This window comes from Archangium violaceum Cb vi76 (genome assembly GCF_000733295.1).
Lineage (GTDB): Bacteria > Myxococcota > Myxococcia > Myxococcales > Myxococcaceae > Archangium > Archangium violaceum.
The window spans coordinates 20670-43295 of record NZ_JPMI01000011.1 but is presented as its reverse complement, the minus strand read 5'-3'; the positions used below and the strand labels follow the sequence as shown (position 1 = coordinate 43295).

The 22626-nt window shown below is 69.6% G+C and carries 21 protein-coding genes; 13 read left to right on the top strand and 8 right to left on the bottom strand.

Going from position 1 to position 22626, the window contains the following annotated elements; all coding sequences use genetic code 11:
- Nucleotides 1-242: 242 nt before the first annotated feature.
- From Q664_RS02685 to Q664_RS02675, 3 genes are read right to left on the bottom strand one after another with little or no spacing between them, the layout of a single operon-like run.
- Nucleotides 243-1886 carry an SWIM zinc finger family protein gene (locus tag Q664_RS02685; RefSeq protein WP_043389568.1) on the bottom strand — a complete coding sequence of 548 codons (1644 nt, stop codon included), beginning with the start codon at nucleotides 1884-1886 and terminating at the stop codon, nucleotides 243-245.
- Nucleotides 1876-4953 carry a hypothetical protein gene (locus tag Q664_RS02680; protein WP_043389567.1) on the bottom strand — a complete coding sequence of 1026 codons (3078 nt, stop codon included), beginning with the start codon at nucleotides 4951-4953 and terminating at the stop codon, nucleotides 1876-1878. Before Q664_RS02680 ends, Q664_RS02685 begins: the two co-directional genes overlap by 11 nt.
- Before the next feature lies 1 nt (nucleotide 4954).
- The gene (locus Q664_RS02675) at nucleotides 4955-6379 is read right to left on the bottom strand and encodes a WGR domain-containing protein (RefSeq protein ID WP_043389566.1); all 1425 of its coding nucleotides are present in this window, start codon (nucleotides 6377-6379) and stop codon (nucleotides 4955-4957) included.
- A 249-nt stretch (nucleotides 6380-6628) separates the two neighbouring features.
- Between Q664_RS02675 and Q664_RS02670 the strand changes: the two genes are divergently transcribed.
- The 8 genes from Q664_RS02670 (at nucleotide 6629) to Q664_RS02635 (ending at nucleotide 14628) form a co-directional block, all read left to right on the top strand.
- Nucleotides 6629-7177: a hypothetical protein gene (locus Q664_RS02670; protein WP_235216522.1), complete on the top strand. Its 549-nt coding sequence runs from the start codon at nucleotides 6629-6631 to the stop codon at nucleotides 7175-7177.
- Between the two features lie 51 nt (nucleotides 7178-7228).
- Nucleotides 7229-7657: a hypothetical protein gene (locus Q664_RS57260; RefSeq protein ID WP_075207302.1), complete on the top strand. Its 429-nt coding sequence runs from the start codon at nucleotides 7229-7231 to the stop codon at nucleotides 7655-7657.
- A gap of 91 nt (nucleotides 7658-7748) precedes the next feature.
- A complete protein-coding gene (locus Q664_RS57255; protein WP_160174314.1) occupies nucleotides 7749-8048 on the top strand; it encodes a hypothetical protein in 300 nt (99 codons plus the stop codon).
- Between the two features lie 107 nt (nucleotides 8049-8155).
- On the top strand, nucleotides 8156-10618 hold the full coding sequence (locus Q664_RS02655; RefSeq protein ID WP_043389562.1) for an Hsp70 family protein: 2463 nt from the start codon (nucleotides 8156-8158) through the stop codon (nucleotides 10616-10618).
- On the top strand, nucleotides 10615-10974 hold the full coding sequence (locus tag Q664_RS02650) for a hypothetical protein (RefSeq protein WP_043389561.1): 360 nt from the start codon (nucleotides 10615-10617) through the stop codon (nucleotides 10972-10974). Before Q664_RS02655 ends, Q664_RS02650 begins: the two co-directional genes overlap by 4 nt.
- Nucleotides 10971-12455 (top strand): hypothetical protein, encoded by a 1485-nt coding sequence (locus Q664_RS02645; RefSeq protein ID WP_152621869.1) that lies wholly within the window; start codon nucleotides 10971-10973, stop codon nucleotides 12453-12455. The genes Q664_RS02650 and Q664_RS02645 overlap by 4 nt, the downstream gene beginning before the upstream one ends.
- Nucleotides 12456-12489: 34 nt before the next feature.
- Complete coding sequence (locus Q664_RS02640; RefSeq protein ID WP_043389557.1) at nucleotides 12490-14259, top strand: AMP-dependent synthetase/ligase; 1770 nt, start codon at nucleotides 12490-12492, stop codon at nucleotides 14257-14259.
- 147 nt (nucleotides 14260-14406) lie between these two features.
- A complete protein-coding gene (locus tag Q664_RS02635) occupies nucleotides 14407-14628 on the top strand; it encodes a hypothetical protein (protein ID WP_043389556.1) in 222 nt (73 codons plus the stop codon).
- 54 nt (nucleotides 14629-14682) lie between these two features.
- On the opposite strand, the gene lepB is transcribed toward Q664_RS02635, so the two are convergent.
- Entirely contained in the window at nucleotides 14683-15246 is a 564-nt protein-coding gene (gene lepB, locus Q664_RS02630) for a signal peptidase I (RefSeq protein ID WP_043389555.1), read from the bottom strand.
- A 39-nt stretch (nucleotides 15247-15285) separates the two neighbouring features.
- Nucleotides 15286-15588, bottom strand: a complete 303-nt coding sequence (locus tag Q664_RS02625) for a hypothetical protein (protein WP_063934649.1) — start codon at nucleotides 15586-15588, stop codon at nucleotides 15286-15288.
- Between the two features lie 208 nt (nucleotides 15589-15796).
- Here Q664_RS02625 and Q664_RS02620 point away from each other — a divergent pair, with 208 nt between their 5' ends.
- From Q664_RS02620 to Q664_RS51470, 3 genes are all read left to right on the top strand, one after another.
- Nucleotides 15797-16942, top strand: a complete 1146-nt coding sequence (locus Q664_RS02620; protein WP_235216527.1) for an SRPBCC family protein — start codon at nucleotides 15797-15799, stop codon at nucleotides 16940-16942.
- Nucleotides 16943-16983: 41 nt separating this feature from the next.
- Nucleotides 16984-18666 (top strand): bifunctional metallophosphatase/5'-nucleotidase, encoded by a 1683-nt coding sequence (locus Q664_RS02615; protein WP_043389554.1) that lies wholly within the window; start codon nucleotides 16984-16986, stop codon nucleotides 18664-18666.
- Between the two features lie 88 nt (nucleotides 18667-18754).
- Complete coding sequence (locus Q664_RS51470) at nucleotides 18755-19738, top strand: alpha/beta fold hydrolase (protein ID WP_084609479.1); 984 nt, start codon at nucleotides 18755-18757, stop codon at nucleotides 19736-19738.
- Here the strand turns inward: Q664_RS51470 and Q664_RS02605 are convergent, their stop codons facing one another.
- Together Q664_RS02605 and clpP are read right to left on the bottom strand one after the other, a co-directional pair.
- Nucleotides 19739-20011 (bottom strand): hypothetical protein, encoded by a 273-nt coding sequence (locus Q664_RS02605; protein ID WP_052517580.1) that lies wholly within the window; start codon nucleotides 20009-20011, stop codon nucleotides 19739-19741.
- A gap of 227 nt (nucleotides 20012-20238) precedes the next feature.
- Entirely contained in the window at nucleotides 20239-20856 is a 618-nt protein-coding gene (gene clpP / locus Q664_RS02600) for an ATP-dependent Clp endopeptidase proteolytic subunit ClpP (protein ID WP_043389552.1), read from the bottom strand.
- A 98-nt stretch (nucleotides 20857-20954) separates the two neighbouring features.
- Here clpP and Q664_RS02595 point away from each other — a divergent pair, with 98 nt between their 5' ends.
- Complete coding sequence (locus tag Q664_RS02595; protein WP_043389551.1) at nucleotides 20955-21641, top strand: phospholipase D-like domain-containing protein; 687 nt, start codon at nucleotides 20955-20957, stop codon at nucleotides 21639-21641.
- 78 nt (nucleotides 21642-21719) lie between these two features.
- Nucleotides 21720-22505 carry a TVP38/TMEM64 family protein gene (locus tag Q664_RS02590; protein WP_075207300.1) on the top strand — a complete coding sequence of 262 codons (786 nt, stop codon included), beginning with the start codon at nucleotides 21720-21722 and terminating at the stop codon, nucleotides 22503-22505.
- Here the strand turns inward: Q664_RS02590 and Q664_RS62575 are convergent.
- Nucleotides 22456-22599 (bottom strand): GreA/GreB family elongation factor, encoded by a 144-nt coding sequence (locus Q664_RS62575; RefSeq protein ID WP_326938658.1) that lies wholly within the window; start codon nucleotides 22597-22599, stop codon nucleotides 22456-22458. The two genes, Q664_RS02590 and Q664_RS62575, sit on opposite strands and share 50 nt — an antisense overlap.
- Nucleotides 22600-22626 lie beyond the last annotated feature (27 nt).

Here is a 22626-nt window from a genome sequence, read left to right as displayed (position 1 = left end):
GCGGTCAGAGAGCTCCTTCGTACTGCTCTCGGGACTGGACCGTCTCAACTCAAGCGGTACCCCCTCCCTGTGGCGCGCAGGACCGACGAGGTCGACAGCGCTGCCGCCACAGGGAGGGAGGTACCGCACAGTAAAGAGCGGGCCAGTGATGCATGACAGGCCAGGAAGCATGGACGGCGAAACACCGTCCGGATTGCAAGGTACTGCCCCCTGACCGCCGCGTGCGCGACCCCTCCCCTTTCTCATGTGCGAGACACCCGTGAGTGCTGGAGCCGCAGCGCGAGCAGGTGCTCGCACGGCCCCCGGAACAACTTGTTCTGCTGGAAGAAGTTGCACGTGCACTCGCCGAAAACCATACGCTGGTCCGCGTCGAGCCGCAAAGAGGGACGAAGCACCTTCGCGCCCTCCTTCACCGTGCCGCTCAGCTCCAGCGAGCCGTCCGCCCCGGGCCGGGCCTTCATGTCCACCGCCCGGGCGTCCAGGAAGCGCGTGGCGCGCTCCTCGCGCTCGTTGGAGAAGCGCAGCTTGTCCATGGGCAGGGGCTCGCGGCTCAGCTCGCGCGCCCGGTACACGCCCTTGTTCAAATCCCAGATGGCCCGCCCCGCCTGCGTCCAGGCCGACAACGCGCCCAGCACCGCCCCCCGCTCCAGCCCCAGCTTCGAGGCCAGCGCCTCGGGCTTCGCGGACCACGTCTCCTTGAGGGCCTCGAAGACACGGCGGCGGGTGAACTCGTCCACCTGCCCGCGCGGCGCCAGCAGATCGAAGTTGCCCGCGGTGGACCAGTCATTGGCCGTCCACCCGGACAGGCCGAGGGTGAAGGACAGGTCCCCCAGGTCCGCCACGTAGAAGGACGGCAGCCCCGTGCCCAGCAGGTGCACGGTGAAGCGCTTCGCCACGGGGATGAGCCGCTCCAGCACGCCCAGGCGCCGGCGGCCCCACACGCGGATGTCGTGCGTGCCCTCGCCCTCGTACACCGAGCGCTGGCACACCACCTCCGTGCCCCACGGCTCGAACACCACCTTCACCGGCTGCCCCGGCGCCAGCTTGTAGCGCATGGAGCGAGGCCCCTTCTTCTCCTTGTGCCGCTCGAGGATGAAGAGGAAGTTGTGCACGTCCATGGGGTGCAGCGTGAAGCGCACCGCCGACAGCGCCATGGCCGAGTTCACCTGCAGGAAGCCGCGCACCCACGAGTCCGGGAGGTCGATCTTCACCTCCTTATAGGCCGTGTCCGTGCCCGTCTGCGTGGTGAAGCCGCTCGGGTCCACCTCGAAGCGCGTGCGCTTGTAGGAGCGAATCTTCTGGAACTCGTCGTACAGCGGCGACGAGTAGTCGATGTTGGTGGTGCCGCAGGAGAACTCGCCGACGTTCTGGAACACCTCGTAGCTGGCGCCGAGCCGGCCGTAGCTGGACTCGTCCTGGCTGAAGCACTCGAAGAAGCACTCGTCCGGGTGGACGGTGATGACGGGATCCAACACGAACCAGAAGTCGCGGTTCTTCTCGTAGAGGTAGCGGTAGTAGCGCGCGCGGGCCTCGTAGAAGGGGCCCATGCGGCGCGAGCTCTCCTTCTCCAGCTCGGCGAGCTCCTCGCGCAGGGCCTTGAGGCGGATGGCCACCGACTGGCGCTGCGCGGCGATGGCCGCCAGGTCCACCTGCTCCTGCTGCGCCGCCCACTGCTTGTAGGCCGTCTTGTCCTTGGGCTTGAAGCGCAGGTCCGACACCACCACGTCGTGGAGGGCGGAGATGGCCTCGCGGAAGGCCACGTTCTGGCGCAGCTCGCCGGAGAAGAAGGTGGGTGGACGCTTGACGTCCGGCGAGAAGGACAGCGAGGTGCTGTCTCCACTGTTCTGCACCGAGGTGCTGCCCGCGTAGGAGTACTCAAACTGCACGGCGGACCTCCACCGGGCGGATGACGAAGGGCATGGGGAGCGACGGCTGCGCCTTGGAGATGGAGAGCATCGCCTCCAGCGCCGAGGCACGATGCTCTATAGCGATGGTGGCTGACATCCGGTGCAGAACCTCCAGGGCCACGCGGCCACTGGCCTCGGAGCCACGGCCCTCGCGCATGAGGAAACCCAGCACGCGCTGGCGTGCGACGCGGCCCTTGTTCACCTGGCTCAGCACGCGGATGAAGTACGGCGCCAGTTGCTCCACCAGCGCTGGCTTCCCACTGGCGAAGCGGTCCAGGTACGTGGTGGCGAAGAGCTGCACGGAGGGCGCGGGGTGCTCGGACAGGCGCAGGAGCAGCTCGGGCCCGTCCTCCTCGCGGAAGGAGCGCGTGAGCATCTCCCGCCCGAAGGCCTGCACGTCCTTGCGGATGCTGTCCGCCACGGAGACGAGCACCTCCAGCGAGAAGTCCTCCGGGGCGAAGCGCTCGCGGAAGTAGCGGAAGCCGAAGGCGCGGGCATCGTCCCAGCGCGAGTCCAGCAGGCCCACCGCCGTGGCCAGCTCCGCGCGCACCTCGGGGACATGGGCCTCCAGCCAGCGCCAGGCCCACTCGCGCACCGCCACCACGTCATGCCCGGCGAGCCGCACCGCGCGCGGCACGTCCACCGTCAGCACCGCGCCATGGCGGGCGAGCAGCGCCGCGCCCACCGTCTGCGCGTCGGCGTCCTCGGAGTCGAGCAGCCGCCACGCCGTCTCCACCGGCAGCGCGGCGAGCGCGGGCGAGAGCTCTCCGGAGAGGAGCGCGGCGATGTGGGCCGGAATGCCCTCCGGCAGGCGGCGGCGCAGCAGCGCGGCCAGCAGGGTCTCCACGGCCCGGGCGCCAGCGGCGGGGCTCGCGGCCACGAGCCGAGCGAGCAGCGGGCGCACCGCGGCGCGCACGTCCGGCACGGGGCTGGTGGCCAGGCGGATGAGGAGCGCCTCCTGGGCGAGCAGCGAGGCCTCGGACTCGGCGAGGAGCGCGAGCAGCCGCAGGCCCAGGGCCCGGAGCGGCGCGTGCTCGGACTGCACCAGCAGGAGGAGCAGCTCCTCCGGAATGGGCTCGGTGCGCAGATCGCGGCGAAGGAGCAGCTCGCCGCCCAGCTCCTGCACCTCGGGCACGGGGTGGGCGAGCAGGTCGCGCACCACCTCCAGCCCCACGGCGCCGCGAGACGAGGGCCCCAGCGCGGCGAGCACCACGCGGGCCACGTCCGAGGCGATGGGGCCATCCTCCTTGGCCTTCAGGGACAGCAGCGCCGCCACCAGCCGGCCCACGAGCGTGCGCACGGCCTGCTCGGAGAGCACGGAGCCGCGCACGAGGTTGGCGGCATAGGCGCGGGTGTCCGCATGCCGCGCGGTGGCCAGCCCGGCGATGAAGCCAGAATCCTCGATGAGGACGTGGCGCAGCTCGTCCATCCAGCGGAAGGCCTGCTGACGGGCGGGGGCATACGAGGAGCGCGCCACCGCGAGCAGCAGCGCCCGGGGCTCGCGCCGCGCATCCAGCCGCTGCAACGCCAGGTCGAAACCGAGGCGCGCGGTGGACTCGTAGGGGCGCTCCAGCAGCATGGCCACCGCGTCCACGTCCAGCCGCGCGAGGAAGTCCGGGCAGGCGCGCAGCGCGCGGGAGGCGAAGTCGTGCACCGGGGCGCACTGGCTCTCGTCCAGCAGGTGCAGCAGTCCTTCCGGGGTGCGCTCCCACAGCTTGGGGAAGGCCTCCTCGCGGACCTCCGGGACCCGCGCTCCGGGGTAGTAGGAGCCCTTGCAGCGGAAGAGGAGCGGGTTCTCCACCGGCTCATAGCGCTGACTGTGGCGGTGCAGCAGGTGGTTGAAGGCCCAGTAGGGCCACCAGGTGTCCCACTGCTGCACGTAGCGGCCATACCCGGTGGTGCGGGGGCTGGCGGCGTCCGCGTCGCCGAAGGCGAGCAGCACGCCCACCGCCATCTTCACGAACTCCGGGCTCTCCAGCTCGCCCAGGCGGCGCAGCGTGCGCCACACCCGGCGCCGCAGGTACTTGCGCGTCTCCATGGTGTAGGCGCGCGGCCGGCTGCTCCCGAGCGAGCGCTCCTTCTCGTAGCGCCAGGCGATGAGGCCGAAGACCTCGCCGTCGCGGCGGTACTCGGCCGCCTTGAAGAGGTGGCGCAGCACCTTCACGGACTGCACGGTGAAGGGCACGGTGCGCAGCACGCGCAGCAGGGCGGGCCGCACCGCCTCGGAGTCCACGAGGTACAGGGACTCGAGGACCTGGAGCGCCTCGGCCGACCCGGAGGCGAGGTGCGCGTCGAGCGCCTTGCCGAAGGCCTCGGCGTCTCCGGCACGGGCCGGCTCGCGCAGCGCGGGGGGCAGCTTCGCCAACACGTCCCCGCGGAAGTCCGCGCGGGTGGCCTCGTCGGAGAGCTGCAACAGGGCCTCGGTGGCCATGCGGCGCACCATGTCCGGCGTGGCCCTGTCCCCGTAGAGCTTCCCGAGCGCGGACACCGACGCCTCCGAGCCCAGGCGACCCAGGGCGGCGGCGACGGTATAGGCCCGCAGGGGCGTGGCCCGCTCCAGCATGGGCAGCAGCAGGGGCTCGGCGGCGCGAAGCCGCAGCTCGCCCGCGCGCCAGATGACGCGCTCCAGGGGCCGTTGCTGGGCCCGCACGTTGGCGCGGCGGAACCACTGCCGGGCACTGGACTCCTGCTGCAACTGCGCCAGCAGAGCACTCTCCCGGGGCGACAGGCCGGCCGGAGCCGCCACCGTCGGAGGCGGGGCCGCGGGCGCCCGAGGCGTGGGCGGCGACACGGGCGTACCGGGCGCTCCAGCGTGCACGTAGCCCGAGTCCAGCTTGGACTGGACGAGCTTGTCGAAGACGCGTTTGGCCTCGGCCTGGGGCACGGGCACGGGCGTCTTCGAGCCGTCCTTGAGCGCGGTGCCCCTCCGTCCGTAGCGGAAGTTGACCACGCACTGACCGGGGGAGACCTCCAGGAGGTCCACCTCGTACACCTTGTCGCTCTTCCCTTCCTGGAAGAGCAGCGCCACCTGCTCGAGCAGTTTCACGTCAGCTCACCAGCCTGCGGATGTCGCCATAGGCGCGATAGAAGCCGCCACGCGCGGACTCGCGAACTCCTTCTACAACGTAGCGGCCTCCCGCCTCGCGGATGTCCTTGGGGAACTGCACGTGCCAGTCGGAGTGGTAGCCGGGGGAGACCACGCGCACGCGCAGCTGGGGCCCGTCCTGGTAGCACTCCACGATGACGCCGGAGCCCGTCTCGCGCGTCGTTTCCACGGTGCCGGTGGGGACGGCAGCCACGGGCTTGGGGGCCTGGATGCTGCGCGCCTGCGGCACCGAGCCGGACTGGGCGGCCTGGATGGCCTTCTCGCTCGCGTCGATGCAGGCGAGCACGCCGTCGGTGGTGACGAGGTAGAGCCGATCCTGGAAGAACTGCATGGAGAAGGCCGAACCGCACCCGGTGGCCAGCTTCCAGAGCCGCTCGCCCTTGTCGTTGAAGCAGTAGACGCTGGACATGTTGTCACCAGCGAAGACGTAGCGGCCGTCATCCACCGCGGCGCAGGAGAACACGGCCGCGTCGCACTGCATGACGGGGCCCACGTCGCCCTTCTTGGTGAAGCGGTGCACGAAGCCCAGGTTGGTGCAGGCGTAGAGCGAGGACTCCTCCTGCCAGCCGAACATGACGTTGCCCTGGGTGGGGCGGTGCCAGATTTCGCTGCCGTCCTCCCAGTCGTACATGGTCACGCCGCGCCCGTGGCCGTGGTACATGCCCAGCTCGTCGCAGCGCACCATCCACCCGTGGGTACCCACGCTCTGCTTCTCCCACTGGGACTCGTCCTCGTGGTTGATGGCGGTGAGCTTGCCGCCCGCGTCGGACACGCCCAGGACACCGTCCTTGATGTCCAGCCAGTAGATGTCCACGGACTCGGAGATGTTGTACGCGACGCGCGGCACCTTGCCGCTGAGGTCATAGACCCGGCCGTCGTCGCACCCGGCGTAGAGCCAACGGTCATCCGCGACGATGCACTTCACGCCATCGGCGAGGCGGAACTGGGAGAGCGTGCGGCCCTCGTGGTCCACCGAGTAGATGGAGCCACTCTCGTTGCCCACCCAGCAGCGCGCGTCGTCCACGAAGATGCCAAAGGCCCGGTCGCCCGAGTTGAACTTCCACAGGAGCGGGGCCTGGTTCGCGGTGGAGCGGCCGCTGGTGATTTCGCGGCGGGTGACCTCGCGCTTCTGGCGCTGGCCCATGACGGCGGGGGCATAGCCCTTGCGGACCTTCTCGTTGATCTTCTTCCTGGCCTCGGCGAGTGCCTTCTCTGGAGTGGGGAACTCGGAGACCTGCGTCTGGCCCTTGTCGCCAATGCGACCGTAGCGGACGGTGATGGAGTTGCCCTCCACCTTCAACTCGTAGAACTTGTGCGACCCGCCACCCGCCTCCGACAGCTCCAGGTACGTCCGTTCCTCGGCCATTCTCAGGTCCCCCTGCTGACGCAGTACGTGCAGAGTAGTCCGAGGAACTGACATCGTGGAAGCCTTGACTCCAAATCCGTCCGGACAAGATGATCTTTCCCCCTAGCTAGGGGTATCGACGCCCAAGGAGGCGGAGTGCGCACCAAGTGTTGTTGGCTGGTCCTGCTACCACTGCTCGGAAGCGCCCTGGGCTGTGCAAGCAACAACCCCGATGTCCGGGTGCGACGCCTCCCAAACGGACGCCTTCAAGTGGATGGCCCGCTGGCAGGTCCTTTCAATACGTTGGAGGAGTTGGCTGAAAAGTCCTGCGACATCATGACCCGCCAACCCGGTGCCTCCAATGGACCCTATGGGTTCGAGTATTGCGCCCTGTATTACCACTCTCGAGAAGAGAACGCATACTTCCTCAGCTATCTCTCCGACATTCGAGGCAGTTGGGATCCTGTAGTGAAGAGTTGCACCCTGCCCAACAGCCTCAATGACCCAATCCACTCGAATGCCATTCTCCTCGGGGGAGCACATACCCATCCAAACAACCGTGAATTCTCCGCACGAGACCTGAGTGCTGCTGCGCATTGGAAACCCGTGAGATTTTTCGACACGGGTACCGGAAAGGTGTGGGACCGCCAGCTCTTGGTCTTCTTCAGGGAAAAGACAGGCGAGTGCAGGGCCTATAGCTACAACAACTCCACGCACATCGTTTCGGCCCTGCGCAATGGCAGCTGGGTGCCGATCGGAGAGGTTTACAATGAGCTGGGATACATCCGCTTGTATGAGGGCAAGGACTGGCTCCCTTGAGTCATCCGCCATCTGCTCTCGAGCTTCCTATTCAACCCAACATGGGATGACATGAAACACATCCTCCCCTGCATGCTCCTGTGCTCTTGGGCTCTTTCGGGCTGCGTGCTGCTCGAACGACTCGGATATCACAAGTATCAAAAGGCGGAAATGGCTCCTCCCGAGGAGGCTGCCCGAATCCATTTTCCAAAAACATATGAAGGTGGCGTCATTCTCAACGGAGCCATGACGAAGGCCCTGTTTATTGCCATGAACGACTACCTGCCACCACACATCAAGGCAGAGGACCAAGAGGGCCCCGAGTTTCAATGTCTCGCCCGCTGGGACACGTATCGAACGGTCGTCACGCAGGCTAACGAGAACCTCTACTTCGTGCTGCTCTCCCCAGACCTGTCGAAATGCGCTCCCGGATTCATCGTGCCTGACGCGGGTGCGGAATACGCCATCGACGGAAGTGGGCGTATCCTCTCAAAGCGGTAACGGAATTTCATCTAGATGAAAGCAGGCCATGCCTCGTGCTCCGACTTCACGCTATATGCAAAGATACGGGCTACCACAGCTACTGGCGCAAATGCTGGGTGAAGAGGTCGAACGAATCCATCGTCGATTCGTCGGAACCCTCAAGGAGCTGACTGACAACCCTGGATTCAATCGGGGAAACACGCTCGAACTCTACGCGAAACTGGTCGATGTTCTGCCGCAAGAGCACCGCGATATCCTCAAGACGGTAACCGACACTCCAGATACAGGCCCGGTCTGGCTCGACTGGTTCTTCAAGAAGTGCCTGGATGAAGCCGGACTTCAGGTCATAAGCCCCGTGCTTGACAGAAACTCCCAAGGCGACACGTTGGGTATCGTGGTGCGCAAGTAAAGCGACCTCAAGACAGCTTGGATGGTCCTCCGCGGGCACCTGCTGCTCCAATGGAGGCCAGCCCGGGTGCACCAGCGCGGTGCCTCCATGTATGCTCCGCCACCATCATGGCCACACCGCTGTACGTCGGCATCGATCTCGGGACCACCAACTCCACCGCGGCGGCCTTCGATGGAGAGAAGCTCACGCTCATCCGCAACGCCCAGGGCGCCAACCTCACGCCCTCCGTGGTGCGCATCGACGCGCGCGGCGCCGTCACCGTCGGAGACCGCGCCCGCCGCCTCATCGACTCGGACCCCCAGAACACCCGCTCCGAGTTCAAGCGCCTCATGGGCACCTCCCAGGCCCTCGAGTTCGCCGCCGCCAAGCTCTCCAAGAAGCCCGAGGAGCTCGCCGCCGAGGTCCTCAAGTCCCTCCGCAAGGACGTGGAGCAGCAGCTCGGCGTGGCCCCCACCTGCGCCGTCATCTCCGTCCCCGCCCTCTTCGAGCTCCCCCAGAGCGCCGCCACCTCCGAGGCCGCACGCCTCGCAGGCTTCTCCCGCGTCGAGCTCATCCAGGAGCCCGTCGCCTCCGCGCTCGCCGCCGGATGGAGCGCCAACGACGAGGGCAGCTGGCTCGTCTATGACCTCGGCGGCGGCACCTTCGACGTGTCCCTCCTCGAGACCCGTGACGGGCTGCTCCGCGTCGTCGGCCACGATGGCGACAACTTCCTCGGCGGCCGCGACTTCGACCAGGCCATCGTCGACGAAGTGCTCGCCGAGCTGCTCCGCACCCAGGGCGTGGACATCCGCCGCGCGGACCCTCGTCACGCCACCGCCCTGCGCAAGCTGAAACGCGCCGTGGAGGAGGCGAAGATCGAGCTGTCCCGCACCGACGAGCTGCCCCTCCTCGTGCCCGGTGCCTTCGAGACCGACAACGGCCCGGTGGACGTGGACGTGGTCCTCACCCGCGCCCGCGTCGAGGCCGCCTGCGCCCCCCTGGTCCAGCGCTCCATCAACGTCTGTCTGCGGCTGCTCGCCGCGCATGGTCTGGAGCCCTCGCAGCTCGGCAAGGTGGTGCTGGTGGGCGGCCCCACCGCCATGCCCTTCCTCCGCTCCCAGGTGCAGGCCGCGCTGGGTGCGCCCTTCGCCACGGATCTGGACCCCATGACGCTCGTGGCCCAGGGCGCCGCTCTCTATGCCGCCTCCTCCGGGCTCGATGGCCGCCCCGCCGCCTCCAGCGCCCAGCCCGCCCCCTCCGGCCGCAAGGTGTGGCTCCAGTACCCCGCCATGAGCTCGGACCTGTCGCCGCACGTGGTGGGCCGCCTCGTGGAGGGAGACTCCGGCCCCAAGCCCGCCCTGGTCCGGCTCGTCCGGGCGGATGGGGGCTGGAGCAGCCCCGACTCCCCCCTCTCCGCCGAGGGCGCCTTCGTCCTCTCCGTGGAGCTCGTCCCGCGCAAGCCCAACACCTTCCGGCTGGAGGGCATGGGCGCCGATGGCAAGCCGGTGCCGCTGGCTCCCGCCTCGTTCACCATCGTCCAGGGCCTCACCCTGAGCGATCCGCCCCTGTCGCGCAGCATCGGCGTGGCGCTCGCCAACAACGCCGTGCGCGTCTACTTCGAGCGCGGCGCTCCCCTCCCCGCCCGCCGCACCTTCCGCCAGCGCACCGTCGAGGCCGTGGCCAAGGGCTCCACCGGCAATGTGCTGCGCATCCCCATCGTCCAGGGCGAGCTCGAGTGGGCCCACCTGTGCCGGCTCGTGGGCGCGCTGGAGATTCGGGGAGATCAGCTCAAGGCCTCGCTGCCCGCCGACGCCGAGGTGGAGCTGACGCTGGAGCTGGACCGCGGCGGCCGGCTGTCGGCCCGCGCGCTGGTGCCCGCCCTGGGCCAGGTGTTCGAGCAGGTGGCCCAGCTCCAGGTGCCGGACGCCACGCCCGAGTCGCTCCAGGAGGGCCTCACCGCCGCCCGCGAGCGGCTGTCCATGCTGCGCTCCTCCGCTTTCCGCCGGGGCGCTCCCGGCGTGGTGGCCAGTCTGTCCCAGGCGGACCAGGCGCTCGCGGAGATCGAACGCGACGTGGAGGCGGCGCGCGGCGGCGACGCGGACGCGGGACAGAAGGCCCGGCGCGGGCTGCTGGACCTGGACGCACAGCTGGAGCAGGCGGAGGCGGGCCTGCGCTGGCCGGAGCTGGAGGAGACGGTGCGCGAGGAGCTCGCCGTCGCGTCCTCCTGGGTGGCGCAGTTCGGCAGCCCCGCGGAGCAGACGCTGCTGGACGAGGCCATGAAGGCCTGTGAGCGGGCTCGCGCCGGACGCCAGCAGGTGGAGCTGCAACGGCACCTGCGCAGCGTCCGCAAGCTGGGCAACGCGGCCTTCTACCGTCACCCGTCCGCGTGGGAGTGGCAGTTCGACTCCGCCTCCAGCCGCGTGTCCGAGGCCTCCGACGTGTCCAAGGCCGAGGAGCTGGTGCAGCGAGGCCGGCGCGCCCTGGAGCAGCAGCGCCGCGAGGAGCTGCGTCACGTGGTGGAGCAGCTCTGGCGGCTGCTGCCGGAGGACGCGCAGGAGCGCCGGCTGGCGCACGACTCGGGGGTCCGATGAGCCTCTCGGAGAAGGACGTCTTCGCCCGGCTGAAGGAGAATGCCTTTCACGTGCTGGGCCTGCGTCCCTCGTGCACCCGCATGGAGGTGGAACGCGAGGGCCAGAAGCTGCTCGCCATGCTGGAGCTGGGGCTCTCCGAGGCCGCGCACTACGACACGCCCGTGGGCCGCATGCCGCGCACCGCCGAGCTCGTCCGCGCCTCCATGGCCACGCTGCGAGACCCCACGACCCGGCTCCAGCACGCGCTCTGGGCCCAACTGCCTCCGGGGACTCCGGCGGCCCAGGTGCCCGCGAAGGAGGAGCCCGCGTCCTGGCCCGAGGCACCGGTGCGGCTCGGGTGGCGGAGGCCGGGATGATTCCCTTCGGAGCCATCATCGGCGTCATCGTCGCGCTCCGGCTGTTGAGCAGGAACCAGGAGGGGCAGTCGCAACAGGCGTCTCCCTACGCGACGAATTCGAGCTATCTCTTCCTCACCATCGTCCTCGTCATCCCGTCCACGCTCTTCACCTTGTTCGGGTTGCTCGCGGGCGTGTGGTTCTTCGCGCCGTTCACCCTGCTGGGGATCGCCCTGTGCTTTCCCTGGACCGTCGCCCGCCACGTGTTCATCCCGCTCGGCTGGCCACGCTGGGCATCCCGCTTCAGCTACCTGGCCATGATGAGCTGGGGCTCGGACGCTCGGGGTGGACAGGCGCTCGCCGCCGCCTGGGCGCTCCTGCGCGCCCGGAACCCCTCCGCCGAGGCTCGGGCCTACGTGGAAGCGAAGCTGGAGGCGGCGGACAGTCCGCTGCGGGGCGCTGGGATCGTCGCCCACGGTTTGATGGCCGCCTCGCGCGGAGACCTGGAGACGGCGCGAGTCCTGTGCCGCAGCGTGAGCCTGCTCGACCGGCGCGTCGCGCCCCGGCTCGCCCGGAAGCTGGCGCTGGAGTGGTGCCTCGCCGACGCCGCCGCCCACGGACGGTGGCGCGAGGTGCTCGTGATCTCCCAGAAAGGCAGCGGCTCCTACTCGCTCGCCGCCTTCTTCCGTGCCTCGGCCCGGCGCCTGCTCGCCGAGCCCCACGCGGGCAGGGTCGTCCTCATATCGTGGTGGGTGCTCGCCCTGCGTTGGTGGGCAACCTGGCCCCTGCTGAAGCGCGCGTGGCGGACCCCACCCCGCCGCGCATCCCTGCTGGACCTGGAGGCCGGTGAAACCCAGGCGGCGGATCGCCTGGCTCGCGCGCTGGAGTTGCATGCCGCCCTCGCCCGGGTGCCCGCAGGACACGAGGCGTTGGCGCTCTCCGCCGCGGCGGTCGCCTGGGACGAGGCGCTGGACTCCAGCAAGGTACATGACCTCGCGGCGGAGCGGGCACAGGGGGTAGGCCCTCTCGCGGGAGCCGAGGCCCTGGACGTGCTCGGAGACGAGGTGGCGGAGGAGCTGGCGGCCTGGGCCCTGGCCCGCGAGGTGAAGCTCGCGCAGCTCGAGCCCGGCAGCGACATGGTGGAGAACGTGGCGTACCGCGTCCGCAACGAGCTCCTCGAGCGCATCGAATCCGCTGCCCAGGACATGACGTACCGGCTCGCGGAACGGCGGCCCCTGCCCAGCGAAGAGGAGTGGCGGCACTTCCTGGCGCTCCAACACCAGTGCACCCTGGCCACGAGCCTCGGCGGGCTCGAGGTGCGGCGGCTCGCCTTCGACGCGGTGAATGTCCCCCTCTGCAACCTGGGCGCGTGGCTGTTCAACGAGCGCCAGGAGAAGGCCATCGCGAACGGCATGTTCCGCTGGCTACTCGAGGAGTCGCGCGACGTGGGCACCGAGGAGGATTGCCGTCGCTACCAGAACAACGTCGGCTGCGGAGCGTAGCAATCCCGGCGCCCGGCATTATGGTGGGCGCCCTATGAGTGAAGCACACCTGCTCCAACCCCTCCTGGAGCACGCCCGCAGGACGCCCGACAAGACACTGTTCTCGCGCCGCGTGGGAGACACCTTCGAGCCCCTCACCGCCGCGGACATCGTGCGCACGGTGCGCCGGCTCGCCCGGGGGTTGATTTCCCTGGGCGTCGAGCCGGGCCAGCGCATCGCCCTGATGTCGAAGACGCGCGTCGAGTGGGTGCTGCTCGACTACGCCATCCTCGCCGCCGGGGCCACCACGGTGCCCATCTACGAAACCTCCTCCGCCGAGCAGGTGGAGTGGATCCTCTCGGACAGCGGGGCGGTGGTGGCCTTCTTCGAGACCGATGCCCTGCACGCCCTCTACCGGCAGGCCGCGGACCGGCTCCCGGCCTGCCGCCACACCTTCGTCATCGACCAGGCGGCGCTCGAGCACCTCCAGCAGCGCGGAGACGAGGTCGACGAGGCCCGGCTCGACGAGCGGCTCTCGGGGCTGAAGACGAGCCACCTCGCCACCCTCATCTACACCTCGGGCACCACCGGGCGGCCCCGGGGCTGCGAGCTCACGCACGGCAACATCCGGATGAACGCCCAGCAGGTGCTGGACTACGCGGGCAACATCATCACGCCCGAGGACCGGACCATCCTGTTCCTCCCGCTGGCCCACGCGCTGGCGAAAATCCTCTTCCTGGCGTCCGTGGAGCGCGGCAACGAGGTGGCCTTCGCCACCAGCCCCGGCAAGCTGACCGAGGAGCTCGCCCTGGTGCGTCCCACCTGGTTCGGCACGGTGCCCCGCGTCCTGGAGAAGGTCTTCCAGACAGCCCAGCAGAAGGCCGACCATGCGGGCCGAGGGCGGGTGTTCACCCTCGCCGCGGACGCGGCCATCCGGTACTCGCGCGAGCGGTCCGAGGGCGGCGTCTCGCTCATGGCGCGCCTGCAACACGCGGTGTTCGAGCGGCTCGTGTACCGCACGCTGCGCTCGGTGCTCGGCGGCCAGTTGCGCTTCGTCGTGTCGGGCGGCGGGCCCCTGCCGGAGCGGCTCAATCACTTCTACAACGGCATGGGCGTGAAGGTGCTCGAGGGCTATGGCATGACCGAGACGAGCCCGGTGCTGACCATCAACTCCGACCAGGCCTCGCGCATCGGCACCGTGGGCCGTCCGCTGCCCGGCACCACCGTGCGCATCGCGGAGGATGGCGAGATCCTCGTGAAGGGCCCTCAAGTCTTCCAGGGCTACTGGCACGACGAGGAGGCCTCCCAGCGCGCCTTCACCTCCGACGGGTGGCTGCTGACGGGAGACATCGGGAGCCTGGACGAGCAGGGCTTCCTGCGCATCACGGGCCGCAAGAAGGAGATCCTCGTCACCGCCGCCGGGAAGAACGTGGCGCCGGGGCCCCTGGAAGATCGCATCCGCGAGCACCCCCTGGTCAGCCAGGCCATGGTGGTGGGCGAGGGCAAACCTTTCGTGGCGGCGCTCGTCACGCTCGACCCTGGCGCCTTCAAGCAGTGGGCGCGGAAGAACGGCAAGGAAGGCCAGGCCCTGGAGTCGCTGCTGGAGGACCCGGCACTGCGCACCGAGGTGGGCCAGGCCATCGCGGCCGCCAACCGCTCCGTGTCGCGCGCGGAGTCCATCCGCAAGTTCGCCATCCTCCCCGAGGACTTCACCATCGAGCGCAATGAGCTGACGCCCTCGCTCAAGGTGCGGCGCCACATCGTCGGCGAGCACTACGCCCAGGTCATCGCACAGCTCTTCGAGCGCGCGGGCGGAGGGGACTGACACGGCTCCCAGCTGGATCAATCCACCCCCATCAAATCAGGTTATGCGGGCTTTGGTGCATTGTCCTATCTCGCATTCCTTGGTAGGTATTGGGCGCGCGATGGCAATGACTGCCGTTGCGTGTCCCTCGACAAGGGTGGAAACCACATGAAGGCTCTGAAGATCGCGCTGTTTGGCTTCGCGGTGGCGGTGGGTGGCGTGCTGGGTGCGACCACGGGTGTCGAGGAGACGGCGGCCATGCCGTGCTGCTCGTCCTGTGTGCCCGCCTACAACCGGTGCATGACCGGCTGTGGCAGCGACACCCTCTGCCAGACGCGGTGTGAGGATCGGCTCTACTCCTGCGAGGGCTACTGCAGCGAGAGCTGCTAGCCACCGCTCCACCTCCCGCGGAGCCGGTGTCCATGCCGTCTCCGCGGGCCCGCGTCAGAGGCCCCCGGCGCGTCCGGGCGGCCAGAATCGCAGCCCCACCCTTCCGAGCACGTTGCGCCGCGGCAGGAATCCCCAGACGTGGGAGTCCGCGCTGGCGTTGCGGTTGTCCCCCAACACGAAGAGCATGTCCTCGGGCACTCGCGCGGGTCCCCACTCGTACGCGGGCGGCTCGGCCACGTAGGGCTCGCGCAGCGGCTGCCCGTCGATGAGCACCTGGCCCTCGCGCACCTGCACCACCTGTCCCGGTAGAGCGATGACGCGCTTGATGTGGGCCTCCACCCGGAGCGCGCCCCGCCGGTCCGCCTCGGGAAGCGGCTCGAAGACGACGATGTCTCCGGCGCGCGGTGGGTGCAGCCGGTAGGACACCTTCTCCATGAGCAGCCGATCCCCATACGTCAGGGCCGGCTCCATGGAGTCCGAGATGATCAGCCGGGGCTCCGCCACGAAGCCGCGCACCAGCACGGCCAGCAGCAGGGCCACCGCGGCCAGGACGAGCCCGCTCCACGGCCGGCCCCTGGCGCGGTGCTTTCCCTCACTCTGGCCAGCGGCCTCGTCCACGCGCCGGAGTCTACCGCCGGCGCGCGGCGGCGGAGTCACTCACGCGATGACGTCGGGAGGCGAGCCCATCGGCTGCTGCCGGGGGTCCGGCGCCTCGTGGATGCCCGGCGGATTGAGCTCCGGCTCGGCCTGGCGTCCCGGCTCCTCCATGGGCGGCTCACGCCGGGAAGGCGGTTCGATCTCCGGCGGCTGACGCGTGGGCGGCTCGATCTCCGGCTGGTGCCTCCGGGTGGGCGGCTCGATTTCCGGTTCCGGCGTGGGCCCCGGGTCCCTCCGCGGAGGCGTCCGCGGCTCCGGCTCCTTCGTCGGTGCTCCAGGTGTCGTCGGCGTCTTCTCGGGCATGTGTCCCCCTCGGTTGTGACTGGACCAGGCGTCCAGCGTCACCAATCTGCTCATCCAGGTGGGTACGGGTATGAGACGGCCAGGGAGGGAAGCCCTCGCCTGCCTGCTGTCGCGTATGCCCGGCAGCCCCACGTTGGAGCCACTGGAGTTCCAAGGAGGGCGGGAGATGAGAGTTCCGATGGGAGTTCTGGGGTCGCTCGTGAGCGGAATGGGATTGGGCGCGGGGCTCATGTATCTGACGGACCCGCGCAGTGGCCGGCGCCGCCGGGCCGTGGTGCACGACAAGGCCCGTCACGCCCTGCACGAAACCGAGGAGGCCGCCGGCGTGGTGGTGCGCGACATCGTCCACCGGGCGCGCGGCTTCGTCTTCGAGACGAAGGGCCGGATGCGCCGTGAGGAGGTGGACGATCGGACCCTCGAGGCGCGCATCCGCTCGGCGCTCGGCCGCGTGTGCTCGCACACCCACGCCCTCCAGGTGGACGTCCAGCAGGGCCGGGTCCAGCTCGACGGCGTCGTGCTCGCGGCCGAGTACCCGAGGATCCTCTCGCGCATCGCGCACGTGCGCGGTGTCCTGGATGTGACGGACAACCTCCAGGTCTTCCAGCAACCGGGCAGCCATCCGGAGCTCCAGGGCGGCAACATCCGGCCCGGAGACCGGCCCGAGTTCCTCCAGTGCAACTGGTCCCCCGCGGCGCGCTTCGTGGCGGGGCTCGGGGGCGCGAGCCTGCTGACGTGGGGCCTCCAGCGCGGCGGCGTGGGCGGCCTGGGCTCCGTCCTCCTCGGCTCGCTCATCACCCTGCGCAGCATCACCAACATCGCGCTCACGAACCTCACCGGCATGGGCGGCCGGCGGCTGGCCATCGACGTGCACAAGAACATCATCGTCCACGCCCCGGTGAAGGAGGTGTTCGGCTTCTGGCGGGCCATGGAGAACTTCCCGCGCTTCATGAGCCACGTGGAGGAGGTGCGCACCAGCGGTGAGGACCGCTCGCACTGGCGGGTGAGGGGCCCGGCCGGCACCGTCTTCGAGTGGGATGCCATCATCACCCGGCTCATCCCCCACCGGGTGCTCGCCTGGAAGAGCGTGGACGGCTCCACGGTGGAGCACGCCGGCATCATCCACTTCGCGCCGTGCCACGACGGACGCTCCACGCGGCTGGACATCCGCATGTCCTACCACCCGCCCGTGGGCGCGCTGGGCCACGTCTTCGCCCGGTTGCTGGGCGCCGACCCCAAGAAGCAGATGGATGACGACCTGACGCGGCTCAAGTCGCTCATCGAGACGGGCAAGGCCCCGCGCGAGCAGCTGTCCCCCTCGATGCCGGAGCGGACCGGACCCCGGCCCCTCCACTGAGGATGACCCCGAGGCATCGGGTTGTGTAGAGAGAAGCCCCCATGCGCTTCTCCCCCTCCCCCCGACGCTTCCCACCCCTGCTGCTCACCGCCTCGTTGATGCTGTCCTGCGCCCACGGCGGTAGCACCCTCGCGGACACCCGCCCCCGCACGGTGTCCCTCCAGGTGCTGGCCATCAATGACTTCCATGGCCACCTCGCGCCCCCCGAGGGAGGCTCGGGAGAGCTGCGCACGGGCAGCAACCCCGATGGCAGCCCCCTCCGGGTGAAGGCCGGCGGCGCGAGCCACCTCGCCCGCCACCTCGCCCAGCTGCGCGCCCTCGCGCCGAAGAACACCCTGGTGGTGTCCGCGGGAGACCTCATCGGCGCGAGCCCGCTCGTCTCCGCGCTCTTCCACGACGAGCCCACCATCGAGGCGATGAACCTCGCGGGCCTGGACATCAACGCCGTGGGCAACCACGAGTTCGACGAGGGCACCACCGAGCTGCGGCGCATGCAGACGGGCGGCTGCCACCCGGTGGACGGCTGCCAGGACGGCACGCCCTTCGAGGGCGCGAAGTTCCAGTTCCTCTCCGCCAACGTGGTGGACGGCCAGGGCGCCACGCTCTTCCCGCCCTACGCCGTGCGCGAATTCGAGGGCGTGAAGGTGGCCGTCATCGGCATGACGCTCGAGGGCACGCCGGAGATCGTCGACGCCGCCGGCATCCGGGGCTTCCAGTTCCGCGACGAGGCCGACACCGTCAACGCCCTGGTCCCCGAGCTGAGGAAGCAGGGCGTGAGGACCGTCCTCGTGGTGCTGCACGAGGGCGGCGTCCAGAAGGGCACCTATGATGGATGCGAGGGCATCTCCGGGCCCATCGTGGACATCGTCCAGCGCCTGGACGCGGAGGTGGACGCCGTCATCACCGGCCACACCCACCAGGCCTACAACTGTGTCATCGCCGGCAAGCGCGTCACCAGCGCGGCCTCCTACGGGCGGCTCATCACGGCCATGAACCTGGTGCTGGATACGGCCACCGGAGACGTGGTGGAGAGCACCGCGCGCAACATCCCCGTCACCCGCGACGCCGAGGGTGTCCCCGAGGTGCGGGCGCTCATCGAGCGCTATGACGGCCTGTCCGCCCCCCGGCGCAACCGCGTGCTCGGCCAGCTGACGGCACCGCTCCAGCAGACGAACAACCAGCGGTGGCCCTCGGGTGAGTCCGCCCTGGGCAACGCCATCTCCGACTCGCAGCTCGCCGCCACGCGGGACGCCGGGGCGCAGGTGGCCTTCATCAACCCGGGCGGCATCCGGGCGGAGCTCGACGCGGGCGACGTCACCTATGGCGAGGTCTTCAGCGTGCAGCCCTTCGGCAACGCCCTGGTGACGATGACGCTCACCGGCGCGCAGCTGCACACCCTGCTGGAGCAGCAGTGGGAGGGCAGCCTCGTGCGCATCCTCCAGCCTTCCCAGGGCTTCAGCTACACGTGGAAGGCCTCGGCGCCCGTGGGCCAGAAGGTGGACCCGGCCAGCATCCGGCTCGAGGGTGCACCCGTGGACCCGGCGGGCCGCTACCGCGTGACGGTGAACAGCTTCCTGTCCAATGGTGGAGACGGCTTCCGCGTGTTCACCGAGGGCACCGAGCGGCGCGGCGGCCCGGTGGACGTGGACGCCATGGAAGCGTGGCTGAAGGCCCACTCGCCCCTGTCCCCGCCCGAGACGAACCGCATCCTCCGGGTGCAATAGCCTCCAGCCAACACTCGAGCCGGGCAACCGTGGACATTTCCCGCGCGGGGCACGGGCAACCCCGGGCGGGAGACACCACATAGGGGGCATGCGTTCCTCGCGTCTTGGATTCCTCGCTTGTGCTGTCCTGTGCGCCCTGGTGTCCGCCTGTGCGCACCACGCTCCCCGCGCCGATTCCCACCCCGGGCCTCCCACGGCCTCGGGAGAACACCAGCGCATCATCAACGGGGTACGGCTGTACTACCGCATCGCCGGAGAGAGTCCGGCCGGGCGCGCCCCGGTGCTCTTCCTGCACGGAGGCCCCGGGCACAACAGCTACAGCTTCTCCCGGCTGATGGGGCCGCACCTGGAGAAGGACCGGCGCATGGTGTACCTGGACCAGCGCGGCTGTGGCCGCTCCGAGCGTCCGTGGGAGGGGCGCTACTCGCTGGAGGTGCTGGTGGCGGACCTGGAAGCGCTGCGCCAGGAGCTGGGCGTGGAGCGCTGGGTGCTGCTGAGCCACTCCTTCGGCGGGACGCTCGCGCTGGAGTACGCGGCGCGCCACCCCGAGCGCGTGGCCGGCCTGGTGGTGGTGAGCGGCTTCTCCGACTCGGCGAGCACCTTCGCCAGCTGGAAGCGCGAGCTCGAGCGCCTCCACCCCGGGAAGATGATCGCACCGGCGAGCGCCTCGGGAGACACCTCGGACTACGCGCAGGTGATGCGGGCGCTGCGGAACGTGGACGCGCAGGCCTTCTTCCACCAGCTCCAGTTCCGCGCCCCCATGTACCAGCAGATGCAGGAGGCGGTGGACGCGGAGAGCGGCCTGCGCAACACGGGCGAGCTGTCACGCGCCCTGTTCTCCACGGAGCTGCTGCGCTACCGCTTCTCGGCCGCCGCGCGCGTCACCGCGCCAGCGCTCGTCATCGGAGGCCGGTACGACCACTCCATCGGCCTGGAGAGCATGCGGGCGCTGGCGAAGTCACTGCCCCACGCCACGTTCCTCGAGTACGAGCAGAGCGCGCACTACCCCTACCTGGAGGAGTCGGAGCGCTTCGCCTACGACGTGAACCAGTTCCTGTCGTCCTTGCCGTAGTCACGGGGCCAGAGGCCCGCGACCGGTGGCCCCCGCCACCTCGGTGGCGCCGACGACCTTGCGCTGGGCCTCGTCGAACTCGACATCCAGCACCTTGCCCGAGCCCCGGGGGGCCAGGCCGAAGCGGATGCGCCAGTAGTTGGGGCGCGTCTCCACGGCCTCGGAGACCTCCAAGACGTCATAACCGGAGGTGGTGGCGTACTCCTGGCCGTACCGGATGACGTCGGTGTAACCGAGCTCATTCTGCACGCTGTTGGGAGTCTCCGGGCGCATCCGGCCTTCCTGGGTCGGTCCGACGCAACCGATGCCGAGGAGGGCCGAGGAGAGAACGAGGGCAATGGCGGGGCGGAAAGGGACCATGACAGTCCAAAGGTGAGCATGGCCCGTGCCAAAGGGGGCTCCCTCGCGACGCGACGAGAGCTCCGGCGCCCGGCACGCAAGCGTTGCGGCCCGGGGAATACCGGGCCGCATCCATTGCGCCTATACCGTCCGCGGCCTGGCTAGAGCTTGTCCTTGTTGGTGTTGACCGCGGGCGAGAGCACCTGCTTGGTCACCACCTCGTCGAGGATGCCGTACTGCCGGGCCTCCTCGGCGCTCATGAAGTAGTCGCGCTCGGTGTCCTTCTCGATGCGCTCGACGGTGTGGCCCGTGTGCTTCACGATGAGGCCGTTGATGTAGGAACGCAGGCGGAGGATTTCCTTGGCCTGGATGTCGATGTCCGAGGCCTGACCCTGGGCGCCGCCGAGCGGCTGGTGGATCATGATGCGCGCGTTGGGCAGGGCGTAACGCTTGCCCGGTGCCCCGGCGAGCAGCAACAGGGCGCCCATCGAGGCCGCCTGGCCGATGCAGATGGTGGACACCGGACACTTGACGTACTGCATCGTGTCATAGATGGCCAGGCCCGCAGTCACCGAGCCGCCGGGCGAGTTGATGTAGAGGTTGATGCCCTTGTCGGGGTCCTCGGACTCGAGGAAGAGGAGCTGGGCGACGATGATGTTCGCCACCTCATCGGTCACCGGCGTGCCGAGCATGACGATGCGGTCCTTGAGGAGCCGACTGTACAGGTCGTATGCGCGCTCGCCCCGGTGGGTGGTCTCGATGACGAAGGGGATGTTCATGGCCCTCCAACACTAATCCGCCTTCTCGCCGGGCGCCCGTCCGTTCTTTCAGGACCGTGCTCCAGGTTACGCTCGGGGCCCCTCCCGAGCGTGCCCCCATGAACGCCTCCGACATCGACGCCATCCTCGCCGCCACCCTGGAAGACCGGACGCTGACCCGTACGGAGAAGCAGGCGCTCCAGGCCGTCCTGGACGACCGGAAGGCCGGCGAGGCGGTGCTGGCCCTCTTCCGCTCGAGGGCCTTCGAGCTGGCGCGCGACGCGGTGAGTGACCCCCGGGCGCGCGAGGTGATTGGTTGGCTGGAGGACACGGTGAAGGCCCTGCAGCCCTCGCGCGAGCTGCGGGAGACGAGCCGGATGGAGGCGCACTTCAGTCCCGGGGAGGCGCCCTTGAGGGCCATCGTGCGGCTCATCGGCGAGGCGCGGGGCAGCGCGGACGTGTGCGTCTTCACCATCACGGACGACCGCATCACCCGGGCGCTGCTGGAGGCGCACCAGCGGGGCGTGCGCGTGCGGGTGCTCTCGGACGGGGACAAGGCGATGGACCCGGGCTCGGACATCCACCGGTTGCGTCATGAGGGAGTGCCCGTGCGGGTGGACCGGACGGAGGCCCACATGCACCACAAGTTCGCCGTGTTCGACCGGGTGCGGCTGCTGACCGGCAGCTACAACTGGACGCGCTCGGCCGCGAACGAGAACCACGAGAACGTGCTCGTGTCGGACGACCCCCGGCTGGTGCTCCCCTTCTGCCGGGCCTTCGACGACCTCTGGACGGCACTGGAGTGAGAGCCCCTGCCCGCCCCCCAGCCGAGGCCGCGTGGCGGGTTCGTTGCCCTCCCTCCCGGAGCACCCCAGCTTAGCGGCATGTCCGCGCTCCCCCGCTCCGGGAGGGGAGGGCTGAGCGCCGTGCTCAAGCTCTTCGTTCCCCTCTGCGTCTCCGTCGGGCTCCTGGTCGCCCTCCGGCTGCTGGGGCCGCAGTACCTGGATCAGCGCCAGCTCTCCGAGTGGCTGCGCCCCCTCGGGCACCTGGCACCCCTCGTCTTCATCCTGCTGCTGGCGCTCCGGCCCGTGACGCTCCTGCCGGGGCAGTTCTTCACCGCGGTGGGAGGACTCCTCTTCGGAATGGCGCATGGGACCGTCTACGCCCTCGTCGGCAGTGTGCTGGCCACCGGCCTCATCCACCTCCTGGCCAGCCGGCTGGGGCACAGGCCGATGAAGCGGCTCGCGGGCCACAAGCATCCGGCCCTCCAGCACGCGGCGCGGAGACACGGCTTCCAGCTCGGCTTCCTCGCCTGTATCAACTCGGTGATTCCGGCGGATGTGCTGCTCGCGACGGCTTCGGCCTCCGGCGCCCGCTTCTGGCCCCTGGCGCTCGGCGCGCTCCTCGGCACCACGCCGGGGACGGTGCTGACGGCACTCTTCGGAAGCGCGCTGGGGCAGGGGAAGACGTGGACGACGGTGGTGTCCGCCTGCGGAATGCTGCTCAGCCTGCTGCTGGGACTCGCCCTGGGGCGCCGGCTGATGCGGGAGCTGCTCATCACCGATGCCCACGTCACCCCCGAGAGAGAGGCCCCGATGCGCTGGGGCCTCTTCCGAGGTGTCAGAGGTGCAGGTCTCCCGCCGCCTCCGGTTGGTAGAGCACGGAGATGACACGAAACGTCTTGGTGCGCCCGCCCGGGAGGGGCCACGCGATGGACTGGCCCACGGACAGGCCGATGAGGGCACTTCCGATGGGCGCGAGCACGGAGATGCGGCCCTCGTCGCTGCGAGC

Bases quoted from the DNA above. Each gene is read 5' to 3' on its own strand.
- Q664_RS02655 (WP_043389562.1), top strand. From the start codon at position 8,156: ATGGCCACACCGCTGTACGTCGGCATCGATCTCGGGACCACCAACTCC.
- Q664_RS02635 (WP_043389556.1), top strand. From the start codon at position 14,407: ATGAAGGCTCTGAAGATCGCGCTGTTTGGCTTCGCGGTGGCGGTGGGT.
- Q664_RS02625 (WP_063934649.1), bottom strand. From the start codon at position 15,588: ATGCCCGAGAAGACGCCGACGACACCTGGAGCACCGACGAAGGAGCCG.
- Q664_RS57260 (WP_075207302.1), top strand. From the start codon at position 7,229: ATGAAACACATCCTCCCCTGCATGCTCCTGTGCTCTTGGGCTCTTTCG.
- clpP (WP_043389552.1), bottom strand. From the start codon at position 20,856: ATGAACATCCCCTTCGTCATCGAGACCACCCACCGGGGCGAGCGCGCA.
- Q664_RS02605 (WP_052517580.1), bottom strand. From the start codon at position 20,011: ATGCGCCCGGAGACTCCCAACAGCGTGCAGAATGAGCTCGGTTACACC.
- Q664_RS02675 (WP_043389566.1), bottom strand. From the start codon at position 6,379: ATGGCCGAGGAACGGACGTACCTGGAGCTGTCGGAGGCGGGTGGCGGG.
- Q664_RS51470 (WP_084609479.1), top strand. From the start codon at position 18,755: ATGCGTTCCTCGCGTCTTGGATTCCTCGCTTGTGCTGTCCTGTGCGCC.
- Q664_RS02650 (WP_043389561.1), top strand. From the start codon at position 10,615: ATGAGCCTCTCGGAGAAGGACGTCTTCGCCCGGCTGAAGGAGAATGCC.
- Q664_RS02590 (WP_075207300.1), top strand. From the start codon at position 21,720: ATGTCCGCGCTCCCCCGCTCCGGGAGGGGAGGGCTGAGCGCCGTGCTC.
- Q664_RS02640 (WP_043389557.1), top strand. From the start codon at position 12,490: ATGAGTGAAGCACACCTGCTCCAACCCCTCCTGGAGCACGCCCGCAGG.
- Q664_RS02620 (WP_235216527.1), top strand. From the start codon at position 15,797: ATGGGATTGGGCGCGGGGCTCATGTATCTGACGGACCCGCGCAGTGGC.
- Q664_RS57255 (WP_160174314.1), top strand. From the start codon at position 7,749: ATGCTGGGTGAAGAGGTCGAACGAATCCATCGTCGATTCGTCGGAACC.
- Q664_RS02615 (WP_043389554.1), top strand. From the start codon at position 16,984: ATGCGCTTCTCCCCCTCCCCCCGACGCTTCCCACCCCTGCTGCTCACC.
- Q664_RS02595 (WP_043389551.1), top strand. From the start codon at position 20,955: ATGAACGCCTCCGACATCGACGCCATCCTCGCCGCCACCCTGGAAGAC.
- Q664_RS02645 (WP_152621869.1), top strand. From the start codon at position 10,971: ATGATTCCCTTCGGAGCCATCATCGGCGTCATCGTCGCGCTCCGGCTG.